Here is a 20,942-nt window from a genome sequence, read left to right on the forward strand (position 1 = left end):
AATTCATCGGTAAATAAACCGATAAGCTACCTGCCCAACAGCCTCATTAAGCAACAGACCCGACTGCCAGATCGCCGAATATTCCGGCATCCAGCCTCCAAACGGTCGCGCATTGTCTGCGCTCAAAAAACCCACTGGCGCAGGCACCACTTCAAATCCAGCCTGTTGGAAGCTCCACACTGAGCGCGGCATATGCCAGGCCTGGGTGACCACGACCACACGCCTGATCCCCTGAGGCACTAGCACCCCAGCCGTCATTTGTGCGTTTTCCCAGGTCGTGCGGCTTTGCTCTTCCTTCCAGCGCACGGTCACGCCAAAGTCATCACGCAGCGAATCCGACATGATTTGGGCCTCGCTCGGCGGTGCGCCATGGTCCAGACCACCGCTGGTCAACACCGGCAGTCCCGATGCCTTTGCCAATCTGGCCGCATAACGCATGCGCTCCAGTCCGAGCGTCGTGGGCTGATCGCTGCCCCACGCCGGATCAACCCGTTCGCGCCCCGCCCCCAACACTACAATCGCATCCGCGCGCGCAGCCAGCGTTGACCATTCACTTTGCGCTAGCGCGGGTTCGCGCTCGATTGAGCGGGCAGCCCACTGCACCACCACCGGCAAACACATGAGCCATAAACAACCCACAGCTGCCGCAAACAGGGCACAGGCTATACGTGGGCGCGAATCCTTCAGCCACCAGGCAAGTGCCAGTAGCAGCAGAAAAAGGCCAGGCGGCAAGAGAAGGTGTTTAACAACATATCGAATAGGCATCGAGCATCTCCATAGATGCCCGAAGCCTAAGGGGGCTGACTGGACTCATCAACAGGGCAGGCCACAATTGAACCCTCACGCCTGTTGCATCAACCCGGGAAGTACACGCTGGTGTACGATTTTGAACAAGGGTGCGATTTGAATGGTCACTCACCCTTACTTTCCCTGCACCCTGTCTTTCAGCCAGATGACCTTGGCCTTATATGGGGTTTGTTGCGCACTCACACTGCTTTTGGGGCGTACATCAGCCTCACGCCCCATCCGGTTCAAATACACATTGATCAACTCTAACTCGGCACGACTCAAACCACGCAATTCCAAATCGACAGGCTGCTCATTACGCAATTGCACTGCCGTACTTGCTGAATCAAGAGCCACACTCAAACGATCAATCAGCCGCTCGTACACCTGGGTTTTTATAACGGTTCGTTGCGTTTCTGGCATCCGTCCACCTCACTCTAAGAAACTGTATTCTCCCCCCAGATAGCTTAGCTGTGGTTCTAAAACCGGTCAGGTACTGCGACCAACGGAGTCATGAGGTAATCAAGGTTTCCCTCGATAGAGTGGGGTCATGTATGCTACGGGACTTCCTGTAACCCCTGCTCCAACCTGACCGGGCGCGCAAACGCCTGAGTATGTTGAAGAGGATTAGGCCACCCTTTATTCAGTACAAGTAGCCATGCACGAACAATATCAGCCCCGTGAAATAGAAGCCGCCGCCCAATCATTCTGGGACAACCAAAAGTCCTTCGAAGTCAGCGAAGATCCAGGCAAAGAAACCTATTACTGCCTATCGATGTTCCCGTACCCAAGCGGCAAGCTACACATGGGGCATGTGCGCAACTACACCATTGGCGACGTGATCTCCCGCTACCAGCGCATGCTCGGTAAAAACGTTCTGCAACCCATGGGTTGGGATGCGTTCGGCATGCCGGCAGAAAACGCTGCAATGAAAAACAAGGTCGCCCCTGCCAAGTGGACCTACGAAAACATCGCCTACATGAAAACCCAACTGCGCAGCCTCGGGCTGGCCGTTGACTGGTCGCGTGAAGTCACCACCTGCAAGCCGGATTACTACCGCTGGGAACAATGGCTGTTCACTCGCCTGTTCGAAAAAGGCGTGATCTACCGCAAGAACGGCACGGTGAACTGGGACCCGGTTGACCAGACCGTTCTGGCCAACGAACAAGTGATCGACGGTCGCGGCTGGCGTTCGGGCGCAGTGATCGAAAAGCGCGAAATTCCGATGTACTACTTCAAGATCACTGCTTACGCAGATGAATTGCTTGAAGGCCTCGACGACATGCCCGGCTGGCCGGAGCAGGTCAAGACCATGCAGCGCAACTGGATTGGCAAATCCCGCGGCATGGAAGTGCAGTTCCCTTACGATCAAGCCTCGATCGGTGAAGCCGGTGCACTCAAGGTGTTCACCACCCGTCCCGACACGCTGATGGGCGCGACCTACGTGGCCGTGGCTGCCGAGCACCCACTGGCCACACTGGCGGCGCAAGGCAACCCCGAGCTGCAAGCCTTTATCGCTGAATGCAAAGGCGGCAGCGTTGCAGAAGCCGATATGGCGACCCAAGAGAAAAAGGGCCTGCCTACACCGTTGTTCGTACTTCACCCGTTGACCGGCGAAAAGCTTCCGGTATGGGTCGCCAACTACGTGTTGATGCATTACGGCGATGGCGCCGTCATGGCAGTACCGGCACACGACGAACGCGATTTCGAATTCGCTACAAAGTACGACTTGCCTGTCAAAACCGTCGTACGCACCAGTGCTGGCGACGAAACCCCGGCCCCGTGGCAAGACGCTTATAACGAACATGGCGTGCTGATCAATTCCGGCGAGTTTGACGGTCTGGACTTCCAGGCGGCTTTCGACGCCATCGAAGCCGCTCTGACTGCCAAAGGCCTTGGTCAGTCGCGCACCCAGTTCCGCCTGCGCGACTGGGGCATCAGCCGTCAGCGCTACTGGGGTTGCCCGATCCCGATCGTACACTGCGATACCTGCGGTGACGTTCCGGTGCCGGAAGACCAATTGCCTGTCGTGCTGCCAGAAGATGTCGTACCCGACGGCGCTGGTTCGCCATTGGCTCGCATGCCTGAGTTCTACGAATGCAGCTGCCCTAAATGTGGCGCCCCGGCCAAACGCGAAACCGACACGATGGACACTTTCGTCGAGTCCTCGTGGTACTACGCCCGTTACGCCTCGCCGCACTATGAAGGCGGCCTGGTTGAAAAATCGGCGGCTGACCACTGGTTGCCGGTTGATCAATACATCGGCGGCATTGAACACGCGATCCTGCACCTGCTGTACGCGCGCTTCTTCCATAAACTGATGCGCGACGAAGGCTTGGTCAGCTCCAATGAGCCGTTCAAGAACCTGCTCACTCAGGGCATGGTGATTGCCGAGACGTACTTCCGTACGCTGGACAACGGCGGCAAGGATTACTTCAACCCGGACGACGTTGAAATCGAACGTGATGCCAAGGCCAAAATCATCGGCGCCAAGCTGAAGAGTGACGGCCTGCCTGTCGAAATCGGCGGCACGCAGAAGATGTCCAAGTCGCTGAATAACGGCGTCGACCCGCAATACATGATTGAACAATACGGCGCTGACACCTGCCGCCTGTTCATGATGTTTGCTTCGCCACCTGACGCGAGCCTGGAATGGTCCGACTCAGGGGTTGAAGGCTCGCACCGCTTCCTCAAGCGCGTCTGGCGTCTGGCTTACAACCACGTTGGCCAGGGCCTGCCCGGCGCACTGGACATCGCCAGCCTCAATGACGAGCAAAAAGTTGTTCGCCGTGCAATTCATCATGCAATCAAGCAAGCCAGCCAGGACGTCGGCCTTCATCACAAATTCAACACGGCCGTTGCTCAGGTCATGATCGTGATGAACGTGCTCGAAAAAGCCCCGCAGGCCACCGAGCAGGATCGCGCCTTGTTGCAAGAAGGCCTGGAGACCGTTGCACTGATTCTGGCGCCGATCACGCCGCACATCAGCCATGACCTGTGGAACCAGTTGGGCCATGCCGGTGCCATCATCGACGCAGCGTGGCCAACACTCGACGAAAGCGCGCTGGTTCAAGACACCCTGCAACTGGTTATTCAAGTCAACGGCAAACTGCGCGGTCAGATCGACATGCCAGCCGGTGCCAGCCGTGAAGAGATTGAAGCGGCTGCCCGCATCAATGAAAACGTGCTCCGGTTTACCGAAGGCCTGACGATTCGCAAAGTGATCGTGGTGCCGGGCAAACTGGTCAACATCGTCGCCAGCTAAACAGGAACAGGCACCTGCAATGAATGCAGGTGCCCATTAAAGCCTTCAGGGCCGCATCGTCGGCCTATCCGGTTTCAAGGGGAGCTACACATGATCAAACGCAATTTGCTGGTGATGGGTCTCGCTGTTCTGTTGAGCGCCTGCGGCTTTCAGCTGCGCGGTACCGGCACCAATCAACTGAGCATCACCGAGCTTGATGTGACTGCGCGCAATGCCTACGGCGATACCGTTCGCCAACTGCGTCAGGTATTGGAAAATAGCGGCGTCAAAATCACCGCCAGCGCACCTTACAAACTGGTACTGACCAGCGAGCAGGAATCCCAGCGCGCGGCCACTTACACAGGCGTCGGCGGCACAGTTGAGTATCAATTGACCAACGTCTTGAACTACGAGATCGAAGGCCAGAACCACCTGCCTTTGCTCAGCAACAAAATCGAAGTTCATAAAATGTACTTGCAGGACACCAGCAACATCACAGGTTCTGATCAAGAAGCGGCCATGGCCAAGCAGGAAATGCGTCGCGAAGTCGTACAGCAGATGGTGCTGCGCCTTGAACAGCTGACGCCTGAGAAACTGGCCGAACTGCAAAAACTGGCTGATGAACGGGCTCAAGCCGAAGCTGCCGCTATTGAAGCGGCCCGCAAGGCTCAAGAAGAAACCCCTCAGCAGTCGCCACTCGAACTGCAAGACCAGTAAGGCATACGGGGCGCGCAAGCGCCCCGTCATCTATCAAGCCCCTATGAAACTCGCCCCCGCCCAACTTGCCAAACATCTGCAAGGCAGCCTTGCTCCGGTTTACATCGTCAGCGGTGATGATCCGTTGCTCTGCCAGGAAGCTGCAGATGCCATACGCAGCGCTGCCCGCCAACAGGGTTTCGATGAACGCCAGGTATTCAGTGCCGACGCCAGTTTTGACTGGGGTTCACTGTTGCAAGCTGGCGCGAGCATGTCGCTGTTTGCCGAAAAACGCCTGCTGGAACTGCGCCTGCCGTCGGGCAAGCCTGGTGACAAAGGTGCTGCGGCACTGATCGAGTATTGCTCGCGTCCGGCCGAAGACACCCTGCTGTTGATCAGCCTCCCCAAGCTTGACGGCAGCGCCCAAAAAACCAAATGGGGCAAAGCACTGGTTGAAGGCTCACATACCCAGTTCATTCAGATCTGGCCAGTGGACGCCAACCAGTTGCCGCAATGGATTCGCCAGCGCTTGTCACAGGCCGGCCTGACAGCCAGCCATGATGCCGTCGAGTTGATTGCTGCCCGGGTTGAAGGCAATTTGCTGGCCGCCGCACAAGAAGTCGAAAAGCTCAAACTGATGGCCGAAGAAGGCCAGATCACGGTTGAAACCGTGCAAGCGGCGGTGGCCGACAGTGCGCGCTTTGATGTGTTCGGCCTGGTCGATGCGGTGCTCAACGGTGAGGCCGCGCACGCTCTGCGTATGCTCGAAGGCCTGCGAGGTGAAGGGGTCGAACCGCCGGTCATCTTGTGGGCGCTGGCACGAGAACTACGGGTACTGGCCAATATTGCACTGCAATACAGTCAGGGCATCCCGCTGGACAAAGCGTTCAGCCAGGCCAGACCGCCGGTATGGGACAAGCGCAAACCGTTGATGAGCAAAGCCTTGCAGCGCTATTCGGCGCAGCGCTGGGCCCAATTGCTAATGGATGCACAGCGTATTGATGCCCAAATCAAAGGGCAGGCGGCGGGTTCCGCCTGGAGCAGTCTGAGCCGATTGACCTCATTAATGTGTGGGCAACGCCTGAACCTGCCAGCAGAGTGACCTTAAGCCGCGCCTAACCTGACACTGGACAACCCAAAAAAACTGGCCGATGATTTGCGCTTGTTCAAACCATGCGAGAGTCACTGCCATGAGCAAACGCCCCAACAAGGCCAAATCCATCGTCGCACAGCCCTTGTTCCGCAGCCGCCAGGAACGCCCCGCCAAAGGCAAAGGCAGCTATCGCCGCGAAGCCTTCCAGTCGAGAGACCGGGAGGCTTTTTACTTTCTGGCTGCCTGACAGCGGGAATGATAAGGTCTGTACCTGATTTGCATTACCTGGACCTGAGCATGCCCTTAAGCCATAAACGTGGTTGGCCGATGCGCCAACTGATTGCATCATTCAGCGCCATTCTTTTAGTCGCCTGCGCCGAAAAACCGACCGCGGCCGATGCTCAACCGTTGCCTGTAACGCCTGCCGCACCAGTGGTTACCACAGGTACACCCAACACAGACATGCCTGTCATTACGCCCGAGCAGAGCTTTAGCGAGTGGCAAGCCAAGTTCCGCGTACAGGCGCTTAACGCTGGTATCACCCCGCAGGTATTCGACAGCGCCTTTGCCGGCATTACCCCCGACATGAGCGTGATCAAGGCTGACCGCAGCCAGCCCGAGTTCAGCCGCCCAGTCTGGGAATACCTAGACGGCGCCCTTTCGCCTTTACGTGTACGAAATGGCAAACGCTTGCTGGAAGAAAACGCTGAGCTGCTGACCCGAATCGAGCAACGTTATGGCGTTGACCGTCAGGCGCTGGTCTCGGTCTGGGGCATGGAAAGCAACTTCGGGACCTTCCAGGGCAACAATTCGGTCATCCGCTCTTTGGCGACGCTGGCTTATGAAGGTCGTCGTCCGGAGTTCGCGCAGAGCCAATTGATTGCAGCGCTAAAGATCATTCAGGAAGGCGACGTAACGCCCGAGAAAATGCGCGGTTCCTGGGCTGGCGCGATGGGCCAGACCCAATTCATACCCACGACCTATGAAACCCACGCCGTGGATTTTGATGGTGATGGCCGCCGGGATATCTGGAACAGCTCGGCAGACGCTCTGGCCTCCACTGCTCACTACTTGCAGAGTTCTGGCTGGAAGCAAGGACAGCCGTGGGGCTTTGAAGTCACGTTGCCTGAAGGCTTTGACTATGTTTTGGCCGATGGTGCCGTGCGTAAAAGTGTCAGTGAATGGCAGAAACTGGGCGTAACACTGCCTGCAGGCAAAACTCTACCTGCTGGAACTGAAGCGCTGACGGCCACCTTGCTGCTGCCGGCCGGTTACCGGGGGCCAGCGTTTTTGGTGCTGGATAACTTCCGCGCCATCCTTCGATACAACAATTCATCGTCCTACGCACTGGCGGTAGGTTTGTTGTCTGAGCGTTTTGGGGGTGGTGGTACTATTTTGGGCGACTGGCCCAAAGATGATCGCCCGCTAAGTCGTACTGAACGCGTTGAGTTGCAAACCCTGCTGAACCAACGCAACTACGATGCCGGCAACCCGGACGGCATTATCGGCGCCAATACCCGTAAAGCGATTCGCAGTGCGCAGCAGGCATTAGGGTGGCCGGCAGACGGTTATCCGTCACATAAGCTGCTGGAAAGTTTGCGCAGTCAGTAAGCGCCCTCACCCCAGCCCTCTCCCAAAGGGAGAGGGAGCTTGATGGGGGTGTCGCGCAAATTTGCTTTTGCTTTTGCTTTTAGTCCCCTCTCCCTATGGGAGAGGGTTAGGGTGAGGGGCTTTTGATTCTGACGGTATCAACCACCGCCTGCTCAAGTACCAGTTGCTGTTCATCCGCATCCAGGCGCACCTGAGCCCCCATTGGCAACGTCAGGTTGGGATCACAGTGCCCACTGCGCCAGCCAGACAAAATCGGAACGCCCAACGGCCCCAATTCCTGTGTGAGCAAACGCTCCAGCGCCAACCCATCAACCCCGGCAACATCCCCAACCAATACCCCACGAACCCGTTCGAGTTTGCCGGCCAATCGTAACTGCGTGAGCAACCGATCAACCCGGTACAGCGGCTCGTTCACATCTTCGATAAACAGGATGATGTCGTCCGAATCCAGCTCAAACGCCGTGCCCATAGCGGCACAGATCATCGACAGATTGCCGCCCAGCAGTCGGCCACTGGCCGAACCCGGTGCCAGGGTAGTCAGCGGATACGCGCAAGGGTGCTCCAACACTGCACCTTGCTGCCCCGTGAGCATACGCAGCAGTGAAGATTGAGTCGGCTCTTGTTTACCACCCAACAGATCCGCATTCAGCATTGCCCCGTGAAAGGTCACGAAGCCTGCGTAACGGGTGATCGCCAGATGCAGTGCGGTGATGTCGCTGTAGCCTACAAAAGGCTTGGGATGGCGGCGTAGCAGCTCAAAATCGATACCGTCCAGCAAGCGAGGACTGCCGTAGCCGCCGCGCAGGCAAAAGATGGCATCAATGCTGTCGTCGGCAAAGGCCGCGTGCAGATCACGCAAACGCACGGCGTCTGAACCGGCCAGATAGCCGTCTTTCTCCCACACACCGTCAAACACCCGCAGCGAGTAGCCGTGGGCGTTCACCCATTGGGTGGCGCGTTCAAGATCAAGTTCAGCGGGACCTGCCGGGGCAATCAGGCCGATCACCCCGCCAGCGGGAAGCGCGGGTACCGCGCTGTGAACCTTGTAAGTCACGGGCGCGGTAAGCCGGCTGTTCATCGTATCAAGCACCTACCAGCATGTTTTTGACCAGTTTGGCCTGCTCATCGGCGTGGTAAGAAGAACGTACCAGCGGGCCCGACGCTACGTTTTTGAAGCCCATTTTGTAGCCTTCTTCGGCAAACCAGGCAAAGGTGTCCGGGTGCACAAAACGTTGAACCGGCAAGTGGCTGCGCGACGGTTGCAGGTATTGACCCAGTGTCAACATGTCGATGTCGTGTTCACGCATGCGCTTCATCACTTCAATGACTTCTTCGTCTGTCTCGCCCAGGCCCAGCATCAAGCCGGATTTGGTCGGGATATGCGGCATCATTTGCTTGAAGCGCTGCAACAACGTCAGCGACCACTGGTAGTCGGAACCCGGACGCGCAGCCTTGTACAGACGCGGAACGGTTTCGAGGTTGTGGTTGAATACGTCAGGTGGCTCGGCAGCGGTGATTTCCAGCGCTACATCCATACGGCCGCGGTAATCCGGCACCAGCGTTTCGAGCAGCACGTTCGGCGACAGTTTGCGAATTTCACGAATGCAGTCAGCAAAGTGCTGAGCACCGCCATCACGCAGATCGTCTCGGTCCACCGAGGTGATCACCACGTACTTCAAGCCCAGGTCAGCAATGGCAATCGCCAGGCTTTCTGGCTCGTTGACGTCCAAAGGCTTGGGACGACCGTGGCCCACGTCGCAGAACGGGCAACGACGGGTGCAGATGTCACCCATGATCATGAACGTCGCCGTACCGCCCGAGAAGCACTCGCCCAGGTTCGGGCAGGAGGCCTCTTCGCACACGCTGTGCAGCTTGTGCTTACGCAGCAAGGCCTTGATACGGTCGACTTCAGGCGAAACCGGAATGCGCACACGAATCCAGTCCGGCTTCTTCGGCAGTTCTGTCGTCGGGATGATTTTTACCGGGATACGCGCAACCTTCTCGGCACCGCGCAATTTGACGCCGGTCTCAACCTTGGAACGGGCCTCGTTCGCACGGGCCACACGTTCGGAGATATCCAGCGTAGGGATCAGGGTTTGAACAGCGTCTTGCGCAGTAGTCATATCAATCGATTCCGCCCGTAAGGGTCGTCTGCTCAGCATAGTCGAGGTGTTTGACGAGTTGCGCACGCAGCCTCGCAACGACCTCGGCAAATTGAATCGGCCCTGCACGGTCACGCAACTGGGTCATCGCCAGCCCCGCGTAGCCACAGGGGTTAATCCGTCGAAACGGTTCCAGGTCCATGTCCACATTCAGGGCCAGACCATGGAAAGAGCAGCCATTGCGAATCCGCAGGCCCAAGGAGGCAATCTTGTCGCCCTCCACGTACACACCCGGAGCATCAGCCTTGGCCGCCGCACTCACGCCATAGCTGGCGAGCAGGTCAATCAGGCAAATTTCCATCCGGCTGACCAGTTCTCGTACACCAAAGCCCAAACGGCGTACATCCAGCAACAGGTAAGCCACAAGTTGGCCAGGGCCATGATACGTCACCTGACCACCGCGGTCCGACTTGACGACCGGAATATCGCCCGGCAACAACAGGTGTTCGGCCTTGCCTGCCTGACCTTGGGTAAACACAGGCGGATGCTGCACCAGCCAGACTTCGTCTTGCGTGTCCGGCTTGAGCTTGCGCTCGTCGGTGAACCGCTGCATCGCTTGCCAGGTCGGCTCATAGTCAGCCAGGCCCAGCTCGCGAAACCCCAAGACCTGCGACATCACAGCACCATGTGCACGAAGCCGGTGGCACGCAATTCGCTGTTGATGTTGTAAAGCTGGTCTTGATCAGTCGCAACAATGTGCAACTGGATCGTGGTGTATTTGCCGTTGGTGCTCTGGCGTTCGTCCACACGCTCATCGTTGACCGTCGCGTGCTTTCGCATGATTTCGATGATTTTGTCCTTGTTGCCCACACCCGTGTCGCTGATGACCTTAACCGGATAATCAGTCACTGGGAATTCGATCTTTGGCGCCTTTACTTCGGTATCGCTCATGGCGTATTGGCCTCGTAAGCCGAGAACTACAGAGATAACCCCGCGCCGTGTCAGCGCGAGGTCATACAGGTGGCTGTAATCAGTTGAACAGCCCATAGAAGAATAGACGGATGCTATCCCACACGCGTCGGAAAATACCACCTTCCTCAACGGGTTCAAGGGCGATCAGGTCTGCACTGTGCACAACCTTGTCGTCCAGTTTGACTTCTACCTTGCCGATCACGTCACCTTTGGCAATTGGTGCCATCAGTTGCGGGTTCATGGTCATGCTGGCAGCCAGTTTTTTCAATTGGCCTTTAGGCATGGTCATGGTCAAGTCTTCTGCCAAACCGGCTTTGACCTGATTAGTCGTACCTTTCCAGACAGGTGCCTGAGCCAGCTCAACACCCTTCTGGTAGAAGGTCTGGGTTTCGAAGAAACGGAAACCGTAGGTCAGCAGCTTTTGTGTTTCGGCAGCACGAGCCACTTCGCTGTTGGTGCCGAACACCACAGCAATCAGGCGCTGGCCATCACGAACAGCCGAGGACACCATGCAGTAACCGGCTTCGTCGGTGTGACCCGTTTTCAGACCGTCTACGGTCTTGTCACGCCACAGCAACAGGTTGCGGTTAGGCTGCTTGATACCGTTCCAGAAGAACTCTTTCTGCGAGTAGATCGCGTAATGAGTCGGGTCTTCGTGAATGATTGCCCGCGCCAGCAACGCCATGTCGTGTGCCGACGAATAGTGCTCTGGGTTTGGCAGGCCGGTCGGGTTCATGAAGTGGCTGTTGCTCATGCCCAGTTCGCCAGCGGTTTTGTTCATCATGTCGGCGAAGGCGTCTTCGCTGCCGGCGATGTGCTCGGACAGCGCAACGCTGGCGTCGTTACCCGACTGGATGATGATGCCGTGCAACAGGTCGCTGACCGACACTTGAGTGCCGACCTTGATGAACATCCGCGAACCGCCGGTACGCCAAGCGTTTTCGCTGACCGTTACTGGGTCGTTTTCGCCGATCTGACCGCGACGGATTTCCAGTGTCGCGATATAGGCTGTCATCAGCTTGGTCAGGCTGGCCGGGGGCAGGCGCTGGTCGCCGTTGTTCTCAACCAGTACGTTACCGCTGCTGGCATCCATCAAAACGTAGGCTTTGGCTGCAAGCTGGGGTGCTGAAGGCATCATCTCGACGGCCCAGGCAGCAGGCGTGATGATCAGCGGGACAAGCAGACACAGGCGTTTGGCAAAGGTGGTGATGTTCATCCGTCTCTCGAAATTGTTAATAAAACTTACCCTCACGGGCAAACCGGGTGTGGCAGCCGTTTGACAGGCTGTCGCGTGTTCAGTTGCAGGTCAGCCGTTTAAGGGCTTTTTATTTTAGAGCCTGCCAACTGCGTCGAGCCTTCACGCATGAATGCCCGACGCTTTATTCAGTGTTACTGATCTGTCACAACGCTCGGCTGGCCCAGGTTGGCCAATCGCACGCTGTTTTGTGTCTGCTGCACTTCATTGACCGAACCGATCGGCCCCATGCGAACGCGGTGCAAGGTTTGCTGGTTACGCACCACCGAGCTTATGAACACCGGGGCGCTGACCATGCCACTGAGCTTGGAGCGAAGCAACTCTGCCGCGTCAGGATTGGCGAATGCACCCACTTGCAAGTAGGTGCCCTGCCCTTTCTGGGCGGTCTGCAACGGAATTACATCCGTAGCGTGCTGCTGTGCGGGCGGTGTCCATTGCTCGACCTTGCCGGTATTGACCGTCGGCCCCGGTGCGGACTGGGCCACTTTTGGCTCGTTGAGCATCAAGGGCGCCGGCTGCCCACGTTGGGCCCACCAGGCTTGCGGGTCAATGCCTTCAACCTTGACTCGGGCAGTCCCGGTCTCGGCGTAGCCCAGCTTCTTGGCGGCGGCGTAAGACAGGTCAATGATGCGGTCCGAATAAAACGGGCCACGGTCGTTTACCCGCAGAATCACGGCTTTGCCGTTGTCCAGATTGGTCACTTTGACGTAGCTGGGCAGTGGCAGGGTTTTGTGTGCGGCACTCATGCCGTACAGGTCGTACACCTCGCCATTGGCCGTGTTTTGACCGTGAAACTTGGTGCCGTACCAGGACGCGGTGCCCGAGGCCACGTAAGTTTTGGACTCTTGCATCGGGAAATAGGTCTTGCCCAGCACGGTATACGGGTTGGCCTTGTAGGCCCCGGTGTGCAGGGTCGGGGTGGCATCCGGGATACGCGAAACATCAACGTCCCACCACGGCGCGCCATCTTTGTGCGCACGGTTGATGTCCAGCCCCGGTTTGGCAGCAACGGCCACAGTAGTCTTTTGCGGGGTGCTAGGGCGGCTGCTGGAGCAGCTCACCACCACCAGCGCAATCGATGCGCAGGCTACGAGTTTCAAAGGTGTGCGGATCGCTAAAAACGGCATTACTTGTTGCCCCGGGCTTGAACCAGCAGGTCGGACAGTTGGTGCACTGCCATGGCGTACATCACGCTACGGTTATAGCGCGTGATGGCATAAAAGTTCTTCAGGCCCATCCAGTATTCAGGGCCATTGGCGCCTTCCAGACGGAACGCCGTGACGGGCATTTCGTCACGCAGCGCATCATGACTCGACCAGCCCAGCGCTCGCAACTCCCCGACGGTTTTGATCGGCTCGATTCCCTGGGTCAAACCTTCGTCTGCGCGATCACCCTGCACCTGAGCGCGGGCCACGACGGGCTCACCGGCGACCCAGCCATGACGCTTGAAGTAGCTGGCGACACTGCCAATGGCATCGTCCGGATTGCTCCAGATGTTGATGTGGCCATCGTTGTCGAAATCCACCGCGTAGGCGCGAAAACTGCTGGGCATGAATTGCGGCAAGCCCATTGCTCCGGCGTATGAGCCCTTGAGGGTCAACGGGTCGACCTGCTCTTCACGGCTCAGCAGCAGGAACTCACGCAATTCCTTGCGGAAAAACTCGGCGCGCGGCGGATAGTCAAAGCCCAACGTCGACAGGGCATCAATCACTCGGTAATTACCGGTGTTGCGGCCATAAAAGGTTTCAACACCAATGATCGACACGATCACTTGCGCAGGCACCCCATATTCCTGCTCGGCGCGAGCCAGCACAGCTTCATGTTCACGCCAGAAATCCACACCCCTGGCCACGCGGGCGTCGGAAATAAAGATAGGACGGTACTCTTTCCATTGCTTGACGCGTTCTGCCGGGCGCGAAATGGCATCGAGGATGCTCTGCTTGCGATTCGCCTCACGGAACACTGCCATCAGCTGCTCGCCGGCAAAGCCGTAATCGCGGGTCATCTCGCCGACGAACTCTGCCACTTGGGGCGAGCCTTCATAGTCGCCGGCTACCGCGCTTTGCGCTGCCCCGAACAGGCCAACAAAGCCCATCCATGGCGCAAATCGAGCGGCCCAGCCGCGCATTACTTGCATTGAATAATTCACCTTAATCAAACTTGTGCGATCCATTTGCGATGTGTGTGGATCGACATCAAAACCCCGAACGCTGACAGCAGCGTCACGAGCGAAGTACCGCCGTAACTGATAAACGGCAAGGGCACACCCACCACCGGCAACAAGCCACTGACCATACCGATGTTGACGAAGACATACACAAAAAAGGTCATCGTCAGGCTGCCTGCCAGCAATTTGCCAAACAGGGTCTGCGCCTGGGCGGTGATCACCAGACCGCGACCAATCAACAACAGGTAGATCAGCAGCAGCGCGCAAATACCGACCAGACCGAACTCTTCACCCATCACCGCAATAATGAAGTCAGTGTGACTTTCAGGCAAAAAGTCCAGATGCGACTGCGTACCCAGTAGCCATCCCTTGCCAAACACCCCGCCCGAACCGATCGCAGCCTTGGACTGAATAATGTTCCAGCCAGTGCCCAGCGGATCGCTTTCAGGGTCGAGAAAGGTCAATACGCGCTGTTTCTGGTAGTCGTGCATGATGAAATACCACATGGCCACGGCCACGGGCACGGCAGCAGCCAGCACGCTGATAATCCAGCGCCAGCGCAAGCCCCCCATAAACAGCACGAATGCACCGCCGGCCAGCACCAGCAGCGCGGTGCCAAGGTCTGGCTGGCGAACGATCAGGCCAAAGGGAATGCCGATAAGCAATAAACTCACGGCAACGTGCTTGAGCTGCGGCGGTAACGTGCGTTTGGACAAATACCAGGCAATGGTTGCCGGCATCAGAATCTTCATGAATTCCGACGGCTGGAAGCGAATAACCCCTGGAATGTTAATCCAGCGCGTCGCACCCATGGCGTTGTGGCCCATGACATCCACCACCACCAGCAGCAATACGCCCATCAGATAACCGATGGGTACCCAGCGCGCCATGAAACGCGGCTCCAGTTGGGCGATGATAAACATCGACACCAGCCCGATACCGAATGAGGTTGCCTGTTTGGCCAGCAAATCCCAGCTTTTGCCGCTGGCTGAATACAGCACGAACAAACTGCCTGCCGCCAGGGTCAGGAGCAGAATCAGCAAAGGGCCATCAATGTGCAAACGCTGAAGCAGCGTGGCACGCCGACGCATCACATCCTCGCTGGAGAGGATGCGGTCAAAATTACTCATCATTGCCCGTAACCTCTGTCTTCAAAGGACCGGCGTACTCAGGTTTGAGCTTGCCATCGGCGTCCAGCAGCCAGGCATCCATAACCTTGCGCACAACGGGCGATGCCACCCGGCTGCCGGCTTCGCCGTTTTCAATCATCACCGAGACGGCAATCTGCGGGTTGTTGGCTGGCGCAAAGCCAACGAACAACGCGTGGTCGCGGTGACGCTCCTGTACTTTGGAGCGATCGTATTTCTCACCCTGCTTGATCGCCACTACCTGCGCCGTACCACTCTTGCCCGCAATCAAATACTGCGCACCCACGCCCGCTACCCGGGCCGTACCGCGGGCACCATGCACTACCTGCTGCATGCCGTGGTTGACCTTGGCCCAGTTGGACGGGTCTCGCAGCACAATATCGGGCATCGGGTTCGGATCAACCGGCGGTACACCCTCAATGGTTTTGGCCAGATGTGGACGTATCCATTTGCCCTTGCTGGCGATCAACGCGGTGGCCTGAGCCAGTTGCAACGGGGTGGACTGCATATAGCCCTGGCCAATCCCCAAAATCAGGGTTTCGCCCGGGAACCAGGCCTGGCGTCGGGTGGCACGCTTCCAGTCACGGGACGGCATCAGCCCTGCCGACTCTTCGAACATGTCGAGGGAGACTTTTTGGCCAATGCCGAATTGGTTCATGTACGAGGACAGACGATCTATCCCCAGCTTGTGCGCCAGGTCATAGAAGTAGGTGTCGTTGGAACGCATGATCGCCGTGTCCAGATCGACATAACCATCGCCTGTGCGGTTCCAGTTACGGTACTTGTGATCATAATTGGGCAACTGGTAATAACCGGGGTCGTAGACCCGTGACCCGGCGGTGATTACGCCACTGTCCAGACCGGCAATAGCCACCGCCGGCTTGATGGTCGAACCCGGTGGGTACAGACCACGCAGAATGCGGTTGAACAGTGGTCGATCAATCGAATCGCGCAACTCGGCATACGCCTTGAAGCTGATGCCGGTCACAAACAGATTGGGGTCAAAACTGGGTTGGCTGACCATCGCCAGCACTTCACCGGTCATCGGGTTCAGTGCTACCACCGCGCCTCGGCGCCCTGCCAGTGCTTCCTCGGCCGCCTCTTGCAGCTTGATATCAAGGCTAAGCACGATGTCTTTGCCCGGGATCGGATCGGTGCGTTTAAGCACCCGCAACACCCGGCCCCTTGCATTGGTTTCGACTTCTTCGTAACCCACCTGACCATGCAACTCGGCTTCGTAAAAACGCTCGATACCGGTTTTGCCAATGTGATGGGTGCCGCTGTAATTCACCGGATCGAGGGTTTTAAGCTCTTTCTCGTTGATTCGCCCCATATAGCCCACAGAATGCGCGAAATGCGCGCCCTGCGGGTAATGGCGAACCAATTGCGCCACCACCTCAACCCCGGGCAAGCGGAACTGATTCACAGCGATGCGGGCGATTTGCTCTTCATTGAGCTCAAACAGAATGGGCACCGGCTCAAACGGCCGCCGCCCCTGCTTCATGCGCTTTTCGAAGAGAGCACGGTCATCCGGGGTGAGTTCCAGCACCTGAACGATGGTGTCGAGCACTTGGGACCAATCACCGGAACGCTCGCGCGTCATGCTCAGGCTGAAGCTGGGACGGTTGTCCGCGATCACCACACCATTGCGGTCGAAGATCAGACCCCGTGTCGGTGGGATCGGCTGAACGTGCACCCGGTTATTTTCTGACAGCGTCGAGTGATACTCGTACTGCACCACTTGCAGAAAATACAGACGTGCGATCAGCACACAAATCAGTGCCACCACCACGCATGCGCCGACCACGACACGTCGGCGCACAAGGCGGGCGTCTTTCTCGTGATCTTTTAGGCGAATCGGCTGAGACATTCGGGACGCTGACTATTTGTGATAAGGGTGCCCGGACAACACCGTCCAGGCGCGATACAACTGCTCACCAATCAGAATCCGTACTAACGGGTGCGGCAACGTCAGCGGCGACAGCGACCAGCGCTGATCGGCGCGGGCGCAGACTTCCGGCGCCAGCCCTTCGGGGCCGCCCACCATGAAGTTCACCGTGCGCGAGTCCAGGCGCCAGCGGTCGAGCTCGACCGCCAGCTGCTCAGTGCTCCAGGGCTTACCGTGCACCTCAAGGGTGACGATCCGCTCGCCCGGGCCGACCTTGGCCAGCATGGCCTCGCCTTCCTGACGGATAAAACGGGCCACGTCAGCATTCTTGCCACGGGTATTGAGCGGTATTTCCACCAGTTCAAGGGCCAGCTCGGATGGCAGACGCTTGGCATATTCATGCCAGCCTTCTTCCACCCACTTGGGCATACGCGAACCGACAGCAATCAGGCGCAGGCGCACAACGAACCCTTACTCTTGGTCTTTGTTGAGCTTGGCGAAATGCTCATGGGTGTTTTCCGGGCTGTGGTGAGCAGCGCTTTCAGCACGGCTCTGTGCAGCACCGGCCCACAGGCGTTCCAGGTCGTAGAACTGACGGGCGCTGGCGGTCATCATGTGCACGATCACGTCGTCCATGTCCAACAGTACCCAATCGCTGTCGCCCTTGCCTTCTTCACCCAATGGCTTGATGCCCAAGGCTTTGACGGCTTCACGGACCTTGTCCAGCATCGCGCCGATCTGACGGTTCGAAGTACCGGTGGCGATGATCATGAAGTCAGTGATGCTGTGCTTGTCACGTACGTCGATGATCTGAATGTCCTGGCCCTTTACGTCTTCCAGCGCGGCGACTGCAACCTTGACCAGCGCGTCGCCTTTCAGAGGCTCGGCAGAGAAGGTTTTTTCTGGCAGTGGAGCGCTTTTGAAGGTGCCTTTACGCTTTACTTTGCTTACATCTTTGTCAGTCATATAAAACTCGTTTTGCTCGTATGTTCGGGGGGTTCATTACACGTTAGATCGTGCTATGAACCACGCCTTTCAGTTCGACGCACGGTAAAGCCCGTGCGCATCGATATAGGCCAGGACCGCGTCGGGCACCAGGTAACGTACCGACTTACCGCTGGCCAGCAGTTGACGGATCTGGGTGGCGGATACCGCGAGCGGTGTCTGCCAGACGAATGCAATCTGTCCGCTCGACCCTTTCAGGGCCAGCGGGTCGCTTACCGAGCGCGCTGCCAGCAGGTTGCGCAAGGCATCCGGCGGTTCGCTGTCGGCATCCGGGCGCTGTAGCACCAGGATATGGCAATGCTGGAGCAACTCTTCCCAGCGATGCCACGTGGGCAGGCCGCAAAAAGCGTCCCAGCCCAGCAATAAAAACAACTGGTCATCAGCAGCCAGCTCGGCCCGCATCAGTTCCAGGGTGTCAATAGTGTAGGACGGCGTGTCCCGATGCAGCTCCCGAGGGTCTACCTTCAGCGTAGGTACTCCGGCAACCGCACACTCAACCATCGCCAGACGATCGAGCGCCGACACTCTTGGCGTATCTCGATGGGGCGGCCTGGCATTGGGGATCAGACGCAGCTCATCGAGCGTCATCATTTCCGCCACTTCAAGCGCACCGCGCAAATGGCCGATGTGCACCGGGTCGAAGGTGCCGCCCAGCATACCAATGCGCAACGGTGCCGCTTCGATGACCGGTTCTGCCGCTATCGGGATAAGGTCGACCAAGTCAGACTGGCTCCTGACCGCGTAACTGGCCGTCACCGACCACAATGTACTTCTCGCAGGTCAGACCCTCGAGACCTACCGGACCGCGGGCGTGCAGCTTATCAGTAGAAATGCCAATCTCGGCACCCAATCCGTATTCAAATCCATCGGCAAAGCAGGTTGGCGTGTTGAGCATCACCGAACTGGAGTCGACTTCTGCCATAAAACGCCGGGCGTCGCCCTGATGCTCGGTCACAATCGAGTCCGTGTGATGAGAACCATAGTGATTGATATGCTCAATCGCTTGATCCAGCCCATCGACCACGCGAATCGACAAAATCGCGTCCAGGTACTCGGTGTGCCAGTCTTCTTCGGTGGCGGGTTTCACGTCAATCAGCGCCTGGGTGCGCTCACAACCGCGCAATTCGACACCTTTAGCACGGAACTGCTCAGCCATTGCAGGCAAAAACTGCGCCGCGACTGACTGGTCCACCAGCAAGGTTTCCATCGCGCCGCAAATGCCATAACGGTAGGTTTTGGCGTTGAACGCGATGCGCTGCGCCTTCACCAGATCGGCCTGAGCACTCACGTACACATGGCAAATGCCGTCCAGATGCTTGATGACCGGCACCTTGGCGTCACGGCTGACGCGCTCGATCAAGCCTTTACCGCCACGGGGCACGATGACATCCACGTACTCGGGCATGGTGATCAACGCCCCAACCGCAGCGCGGTCGGTAACTTCAACCACTTGCACCACCGCCGGCGGCAACCCGGCCTCGGCCAGACCTCGCTGGATGCAGGCAGCAATCGCCCGGTTGGAGTGAATGGCCTCAGAGCCACCGCGCAGAATCGTCGCGTTGCCTGATTTAAGGCACAGACTGGCGGCATCAATGGTCACGTTCGGACGTGACTCATAAATGATACCGACCACCCCCAGCGGCACGCGCATTTTGCCGACCTGAATCCCCGAAGGGCGGTAACTCATGTCGCGAATGGCCCCTACCGGGTCCGGCAAACTGGCCACCTGGCGCAAACCGACGATCATGCCGTCGATACGCGCCGGGGTCAGCGCCAGACGCTCCAGCATGGCGGGCTCAAGACCATTAGCCCGGCCAGCGGCCAGATCCAGCTCATTGGCAGCCGTCAGTTCGGGTCGCGCGGCATCCAGTGCGGCAGCCGCCGCCATCAAGGCACGGTTTTTTTGCCCGGTACTGGCACGGCCAATCACTCGGGAAGCTTCACGAGCAGCGCGACCCAAGCGGGTCATGTAGTCAAGAACGGACTCAGTCATGGTCTCAAGGGTCTTGGCAGGGAGGAAAGCGGCCGATTATAGCTGTCGCGTAGCCTCAATCACAGCAGTGGCTGGCGGATGGTCGAAATGGGCTGCGAATTCAGCGTGTTCAGCAAGGATTAAGCATGAGTTGCTATGATCTGCGCTTTTTCAGCCATTCACTGACCGCCCTGAACATGCCCATCGTGCTGCCGGACTCATTTTTTGACCGTGACGCCCAGTTACTGGCGCGCGAACTGCTGGGCAAAGTGATTCGTCATCGGGTCGACGGCCTGTGGCTCAGCGCCCGCATCATAGAAACCGAGGCCTATTACTGCGCTGAAAAAGGCAGCCACGCCTCGCTGGGCTACACCGAAAAGCGCAAAGCACTGTTTATGGATGGCGGGCACATCTATATGTACTACGCGCGCGGAGGTGATTCGTTGAACTTCAGCGCACACGGGCCGGGTAATGCCGTGCTCATCAAATCGGCTTATCCGTGGCTTGATGAGCTCTCCGGCCCGGCCAGCCTGGCCCGGATGCAACTGAACAATCCCGATGCCCAAGGCAACCCGCGCCCCGCGCAAAAGCTCTGTGCAGGGCAAACACTGCTGTGCAAGGCACTTGGGCTGAAAGTCCGCGAATGGGATGCAAAATGTTTCGACCCAGAACGTTTATGGGTCGATGACGTCGGAGCAAAACCGGCGCAGATCATTCAGACCACACGGCTGGGTATCCCTCACGGGCGAGACGAACACCTGATGTACCGCTTTGTTGACGCTGACTACGCTGCGTACTGCACGCGTAATCCGTTGCGCCGCGGGCAAGTTGAAGGGCGCGATTATTTGGTGGTTGAACCGCTGCCCTCACCCCAACCCTCTCCCGGAGGGAGAGGGAGCTGATCGGAGGCGTAATACACATTTGCTTTCGCCTTTAGTCCCTTCGCCTTCAGGGAGTGGGAGCTGAGCGGCGGCGTAATACACATATGCTTTCGCCTTTAGTC

21 protein-coding genes are annotated in these 20,942 nt (G+C 57.9%); 6 read left to right on the forward strand and 15 right to left on the reverse strand.

The features are described from left to right. Positions 1 to 3 precede the first annotated feature (3 nt). Both FJD38_RS06355 and FJD38_RS06360 read right to left on the reverse strand, forming a co-directional pair. Positions 4 to 765: a YdcF family protein gene (locus tag FJD38_RS06355; protein WP_146384421.1), complete on the reverse strand. Its 762-nt coding sequence runs from the start codon at positions 763 to 765 to the stop codon at positions 4 to 6. Positions 766 to 921: 156 nt separating this feature from the next. Beyond that, positions 922 to 1,209 carry a hypothetical protein gene (locus FJD38_RS06360; RefSeq protein WP_122783217.1) on the reverse strand — a complete coding sequence of 96 codons (288 nt, stop codon included), beginning with the start codon at positions 1,207 to 1,209 and terminating at the stop codon, positions 922 to 924. Positions 1,210 to 1,444: 235 nt separating this feature from the next. Between FJD38_RS06360 and leuS the strand changes: the two genes are divergently transcribed. From leuS to FJD38_RS06385, 5 genes are all read left to right on the forward strand, one after another. Then, a complete protein-coding gene (leuS, locus tag FJD38_RS06365) occupies positions 1,445 to 4,051 on the forward strand; it encodes a leucine--tRNA ligase (RefSeq protein ID WP_146384423.1) in 2,607 nt (868 codons plus the stop codon). Between the two features lie 90 nt (positions 4,052 to 4,141). Beyond that, a complete protein-coding gene (locus FJD38_RS06370) occupies positions 4,142 to 4,747 on the forward strand; it encodes an LPS-assembly lipoprotein LptE (protein ID WP_146384425.1) in 606 nt (201 codons plus the stop codon). 43 nt (positions 4,748 to 4,790) lie between these two features. Beyond that, positions 4,791 to 5,828: a DNA polymerase III subunit delta gene (gene holA / locus FJD38_RS06375; protein WP_146384427.1), complete on the forward strand. Its 1,038-nt coding sequence runs from the start codon at positions 4,791 to 4,793 to the stop codon at positions 5,826 to 5,828. Between the two features lie 88 nt (positions 5,829 to 5,916). Beyond that, a complete protein-coding gene (gene arfA, locus FJD38_RS06380) occupies positions 5,917 to 6,066 on the forward strand; it encodes an alternative ribosome rescue factor ArfA (RefSeq protein WP_003444166.1) in 150 nt (49 codons plus the stop codon). Positions 6,067 to 6,116: 50 nt separating this feature from the next. After that, positions 6,117 to 7,430 (forward strand): lytic murein transglycosylase, encoded by a 1,314-nt coding sequence (locus tag FJD38_RS06385; protein ID WP_146384429.1) that lies wholly within the window; start codon positions 6,117 to 6,119, stop codon positions 7,428 to 7,430. 106 nt (positions 7,431 to 7,536) lie between these two features. On the opposite strand, the gene FJD38_RS06390 is transcribed toward FJD38_RS06385, so the two are convergent. From FJD38_RS06390 to FJD38_RS06450, 13 genes are all read right to left on the reverse strand, one after another. Further along, complete coding sequence (locus FJD38_RS06390) at positions 7,537 to 8,508, reverse strand: S66 peptidase family protein (protein WP_146384431.1); 972 nt, start codon at positions 8,506 to 8,508, stop codon at positions 7,537 to 7,539. A gap of 4 nt (positions 8,509 to 8,512) precedes the next feature. After that, complete coding sequence (lipA, locus tag FJD38_RS06395; protein ID WP_122783222.1) at positions 8,513 to 9,553, reverse strand: lipoyl synthase; 1,041 nt, start codon at positions 9,551 to 9,553, stop codon at positions 8,513 to 8,515. 1 nt (position 9,554) lies between these two features. Further along, positions 9,555 to 10,208, reverse strand: coding sequence for a lipoyl(octanoyl) transferase LipB (gene lipB / locus FJD38_RS06400; RefSeq protein WP_122783223.1), 654 nt, complete (start codon positions 10,206 to 10,208; stop codon positions 9,555 to 9,557). Further along, positions 10,208 to 10,483: a DUF493 domain-containing protein gene (locus FJD38_RS06405; RefSeq protein WP_122783224.1), complete on the reverse strand. Its 276-nt coding sequence runs from the start codon at positions 10,481 to 10,483 to the stop codon at positions 10,208 to 10,210. Before FJD38_RS06405 ends, lipB begins: the two co-directional genes overlap by 1 nt. 79 nt (positions 10,484 to 10,562) lie before the next feature. Continuing rightward, on the reverse strand, positions 10,563 to 11,720 hold the full coding sequence (locus FJD38_RS06410) for a D-alanyl-D-alanine carboxypeptidase family protein (protein ID WP_122783225.1): 1,158 nt from the start codon (positions 11,718 to 11,720) through the stop codon (positions 10,563 to 10,565). Positions 11,721 to 11,893: 173 nt separating this feature from the next. Further along, positions 11,894 to 12,886 (reverse strand): septal ring lytic transglycosylase RlpA family protein, encoded by a 993-nt coding sequence (locus FJD38_RS06415; protein WP_122783226.1) that lies wholly within the window; start codon positions 12,884 to 12,886, stop codon positions 11,894 to 11,896. Continuing rightward, complete coding sequence (mltB, locus tag FJD38_RS06420) at positions 12,886 to 13,896, reverse strand: lytic murein transglycosylase B (RefSeq protein ID WP_122783227.1); 1,011 nt, start codon at positions 13,894 to 13,896, stop codon at positions 12,886 to 12,888. Before mltB ends, FJD38_RS06415 begins: the two co-directional genes overlap by 1 nt. A gap of 17 nt (positions 13,897 to 13,913) precedes the next feature. Continuing rightward, on the reverse strand, positions 13,914 to 15,017 hold the full coding sequence (gene rodA / locus FJD38_RS06425) for a rod shape-determining protein RodA (protein WP_167654249.1): 1,104 nt from the start codon (positions 15,015 to 15,017) through the stop codon (positions 13,914 to 13,916). 31 nt (positions 15,018 to 15,048) lie between these two features. Beyond that, positions 15,049 to 16,944 carry a penicillin-binding protein 2 gene (gene mrdA / locus FJD38_RS06430; protein ID WP_122783229.1) on the reverse strand — a complete coding sequence of 632 codons (1,896 nt, stop codon included), beginning with the start codon at positions 16,942 to 16,944 and terminating at the stop codon, positions 15,049 to 15,051. 12 nt (positions 16,945 to 16,956) lie between these two features. Next, positions 16,957 to 17,424, reverse strand: coding sequence for a 23S rRNA (pseudouridine(1915)-N(3))-methyltransferase RlmH (gene rlmH / locus FJD38_RS06435; RefSeq protein WP_003444191.1), 468 nt, complete (start codon positions 17,422 to 17,424; stop codon positions 16,957 to 16,959). A gap of 9 nt (positions 17,425 to 17,433) precedes the next feature. Further along, positions 17,434 to 17,928 (reverse strand): ribosome silencing factor, encoded by a 495-nt coding sequence (gene rsfS, locus FJD38_RS06440; RefSeq protein ID WP_122783230.1) that lies wholly within the window; start codon positions 17,926 to 17,928, stop codon positions 17,434 to 17,436. 69 nt (positions 17,929 to 17,997) lie between these two features. After that, the gene (nadD, locus tag FJD38_RS06445; protein ID WP_167654250.1) at positions 17,998 to 18,624 is read right to left on the reverse strand and encodes a nicotinate-nucleotide adenylyltransferase; all 627 of its coding nucleotides are present in this window, start codon (positions 18,622 to 18,624) and stop codon (positions 17,998 to 18,000) included. 64 nt (positions 18,625 to 18,688) lie between these two features. Continuing rightward, positions 18,689 to 19,960 carry a glutamate-5-semialdehyde dehydrogenase gene (locus FJD38_RS06450; protein WP_122783232.1) on the reverse strand — a complete coding sequence of 424 codons (1,272 nt, stop codon included), beginning with the start codon at positions 19,958 to 19,960 and terminating at the stop codon, positions 18,689 to 18,691. 176 nt (positions 19,961 to 20,136) lie between these two features. Here FJD38_RS06450 and FJD38_RS06455 point away from each other — a divergent pair, with 176 nt between their 5' ends. Further along, the gene (locus FJD38_RS06455) at positions 20,137 to 20,841 is read left to right on the forward strand and encodes a DNA-3-methyladenine glycosylase (protein WP_122783246.1); all 705 of its coding nucleotides are present in this window, start codon (positions 20,137 to 20,139) and stop codon (positions 20,839 to 20,841) included. Positions 20,842 to 20,942: the final 101 nt, after the last annotated feature.

The organism is Pseudomonas saxonica (genome assembly GCF_007858365.1).
GTDB classification, from domain to species: domain Bacteria; phylum Pseudomonadota; class Gammaproteobacteria; order Pseudomonadales; family Pseudomonadaceae; genus Aquipseudomonas; species Aquipseudomonas saxonica.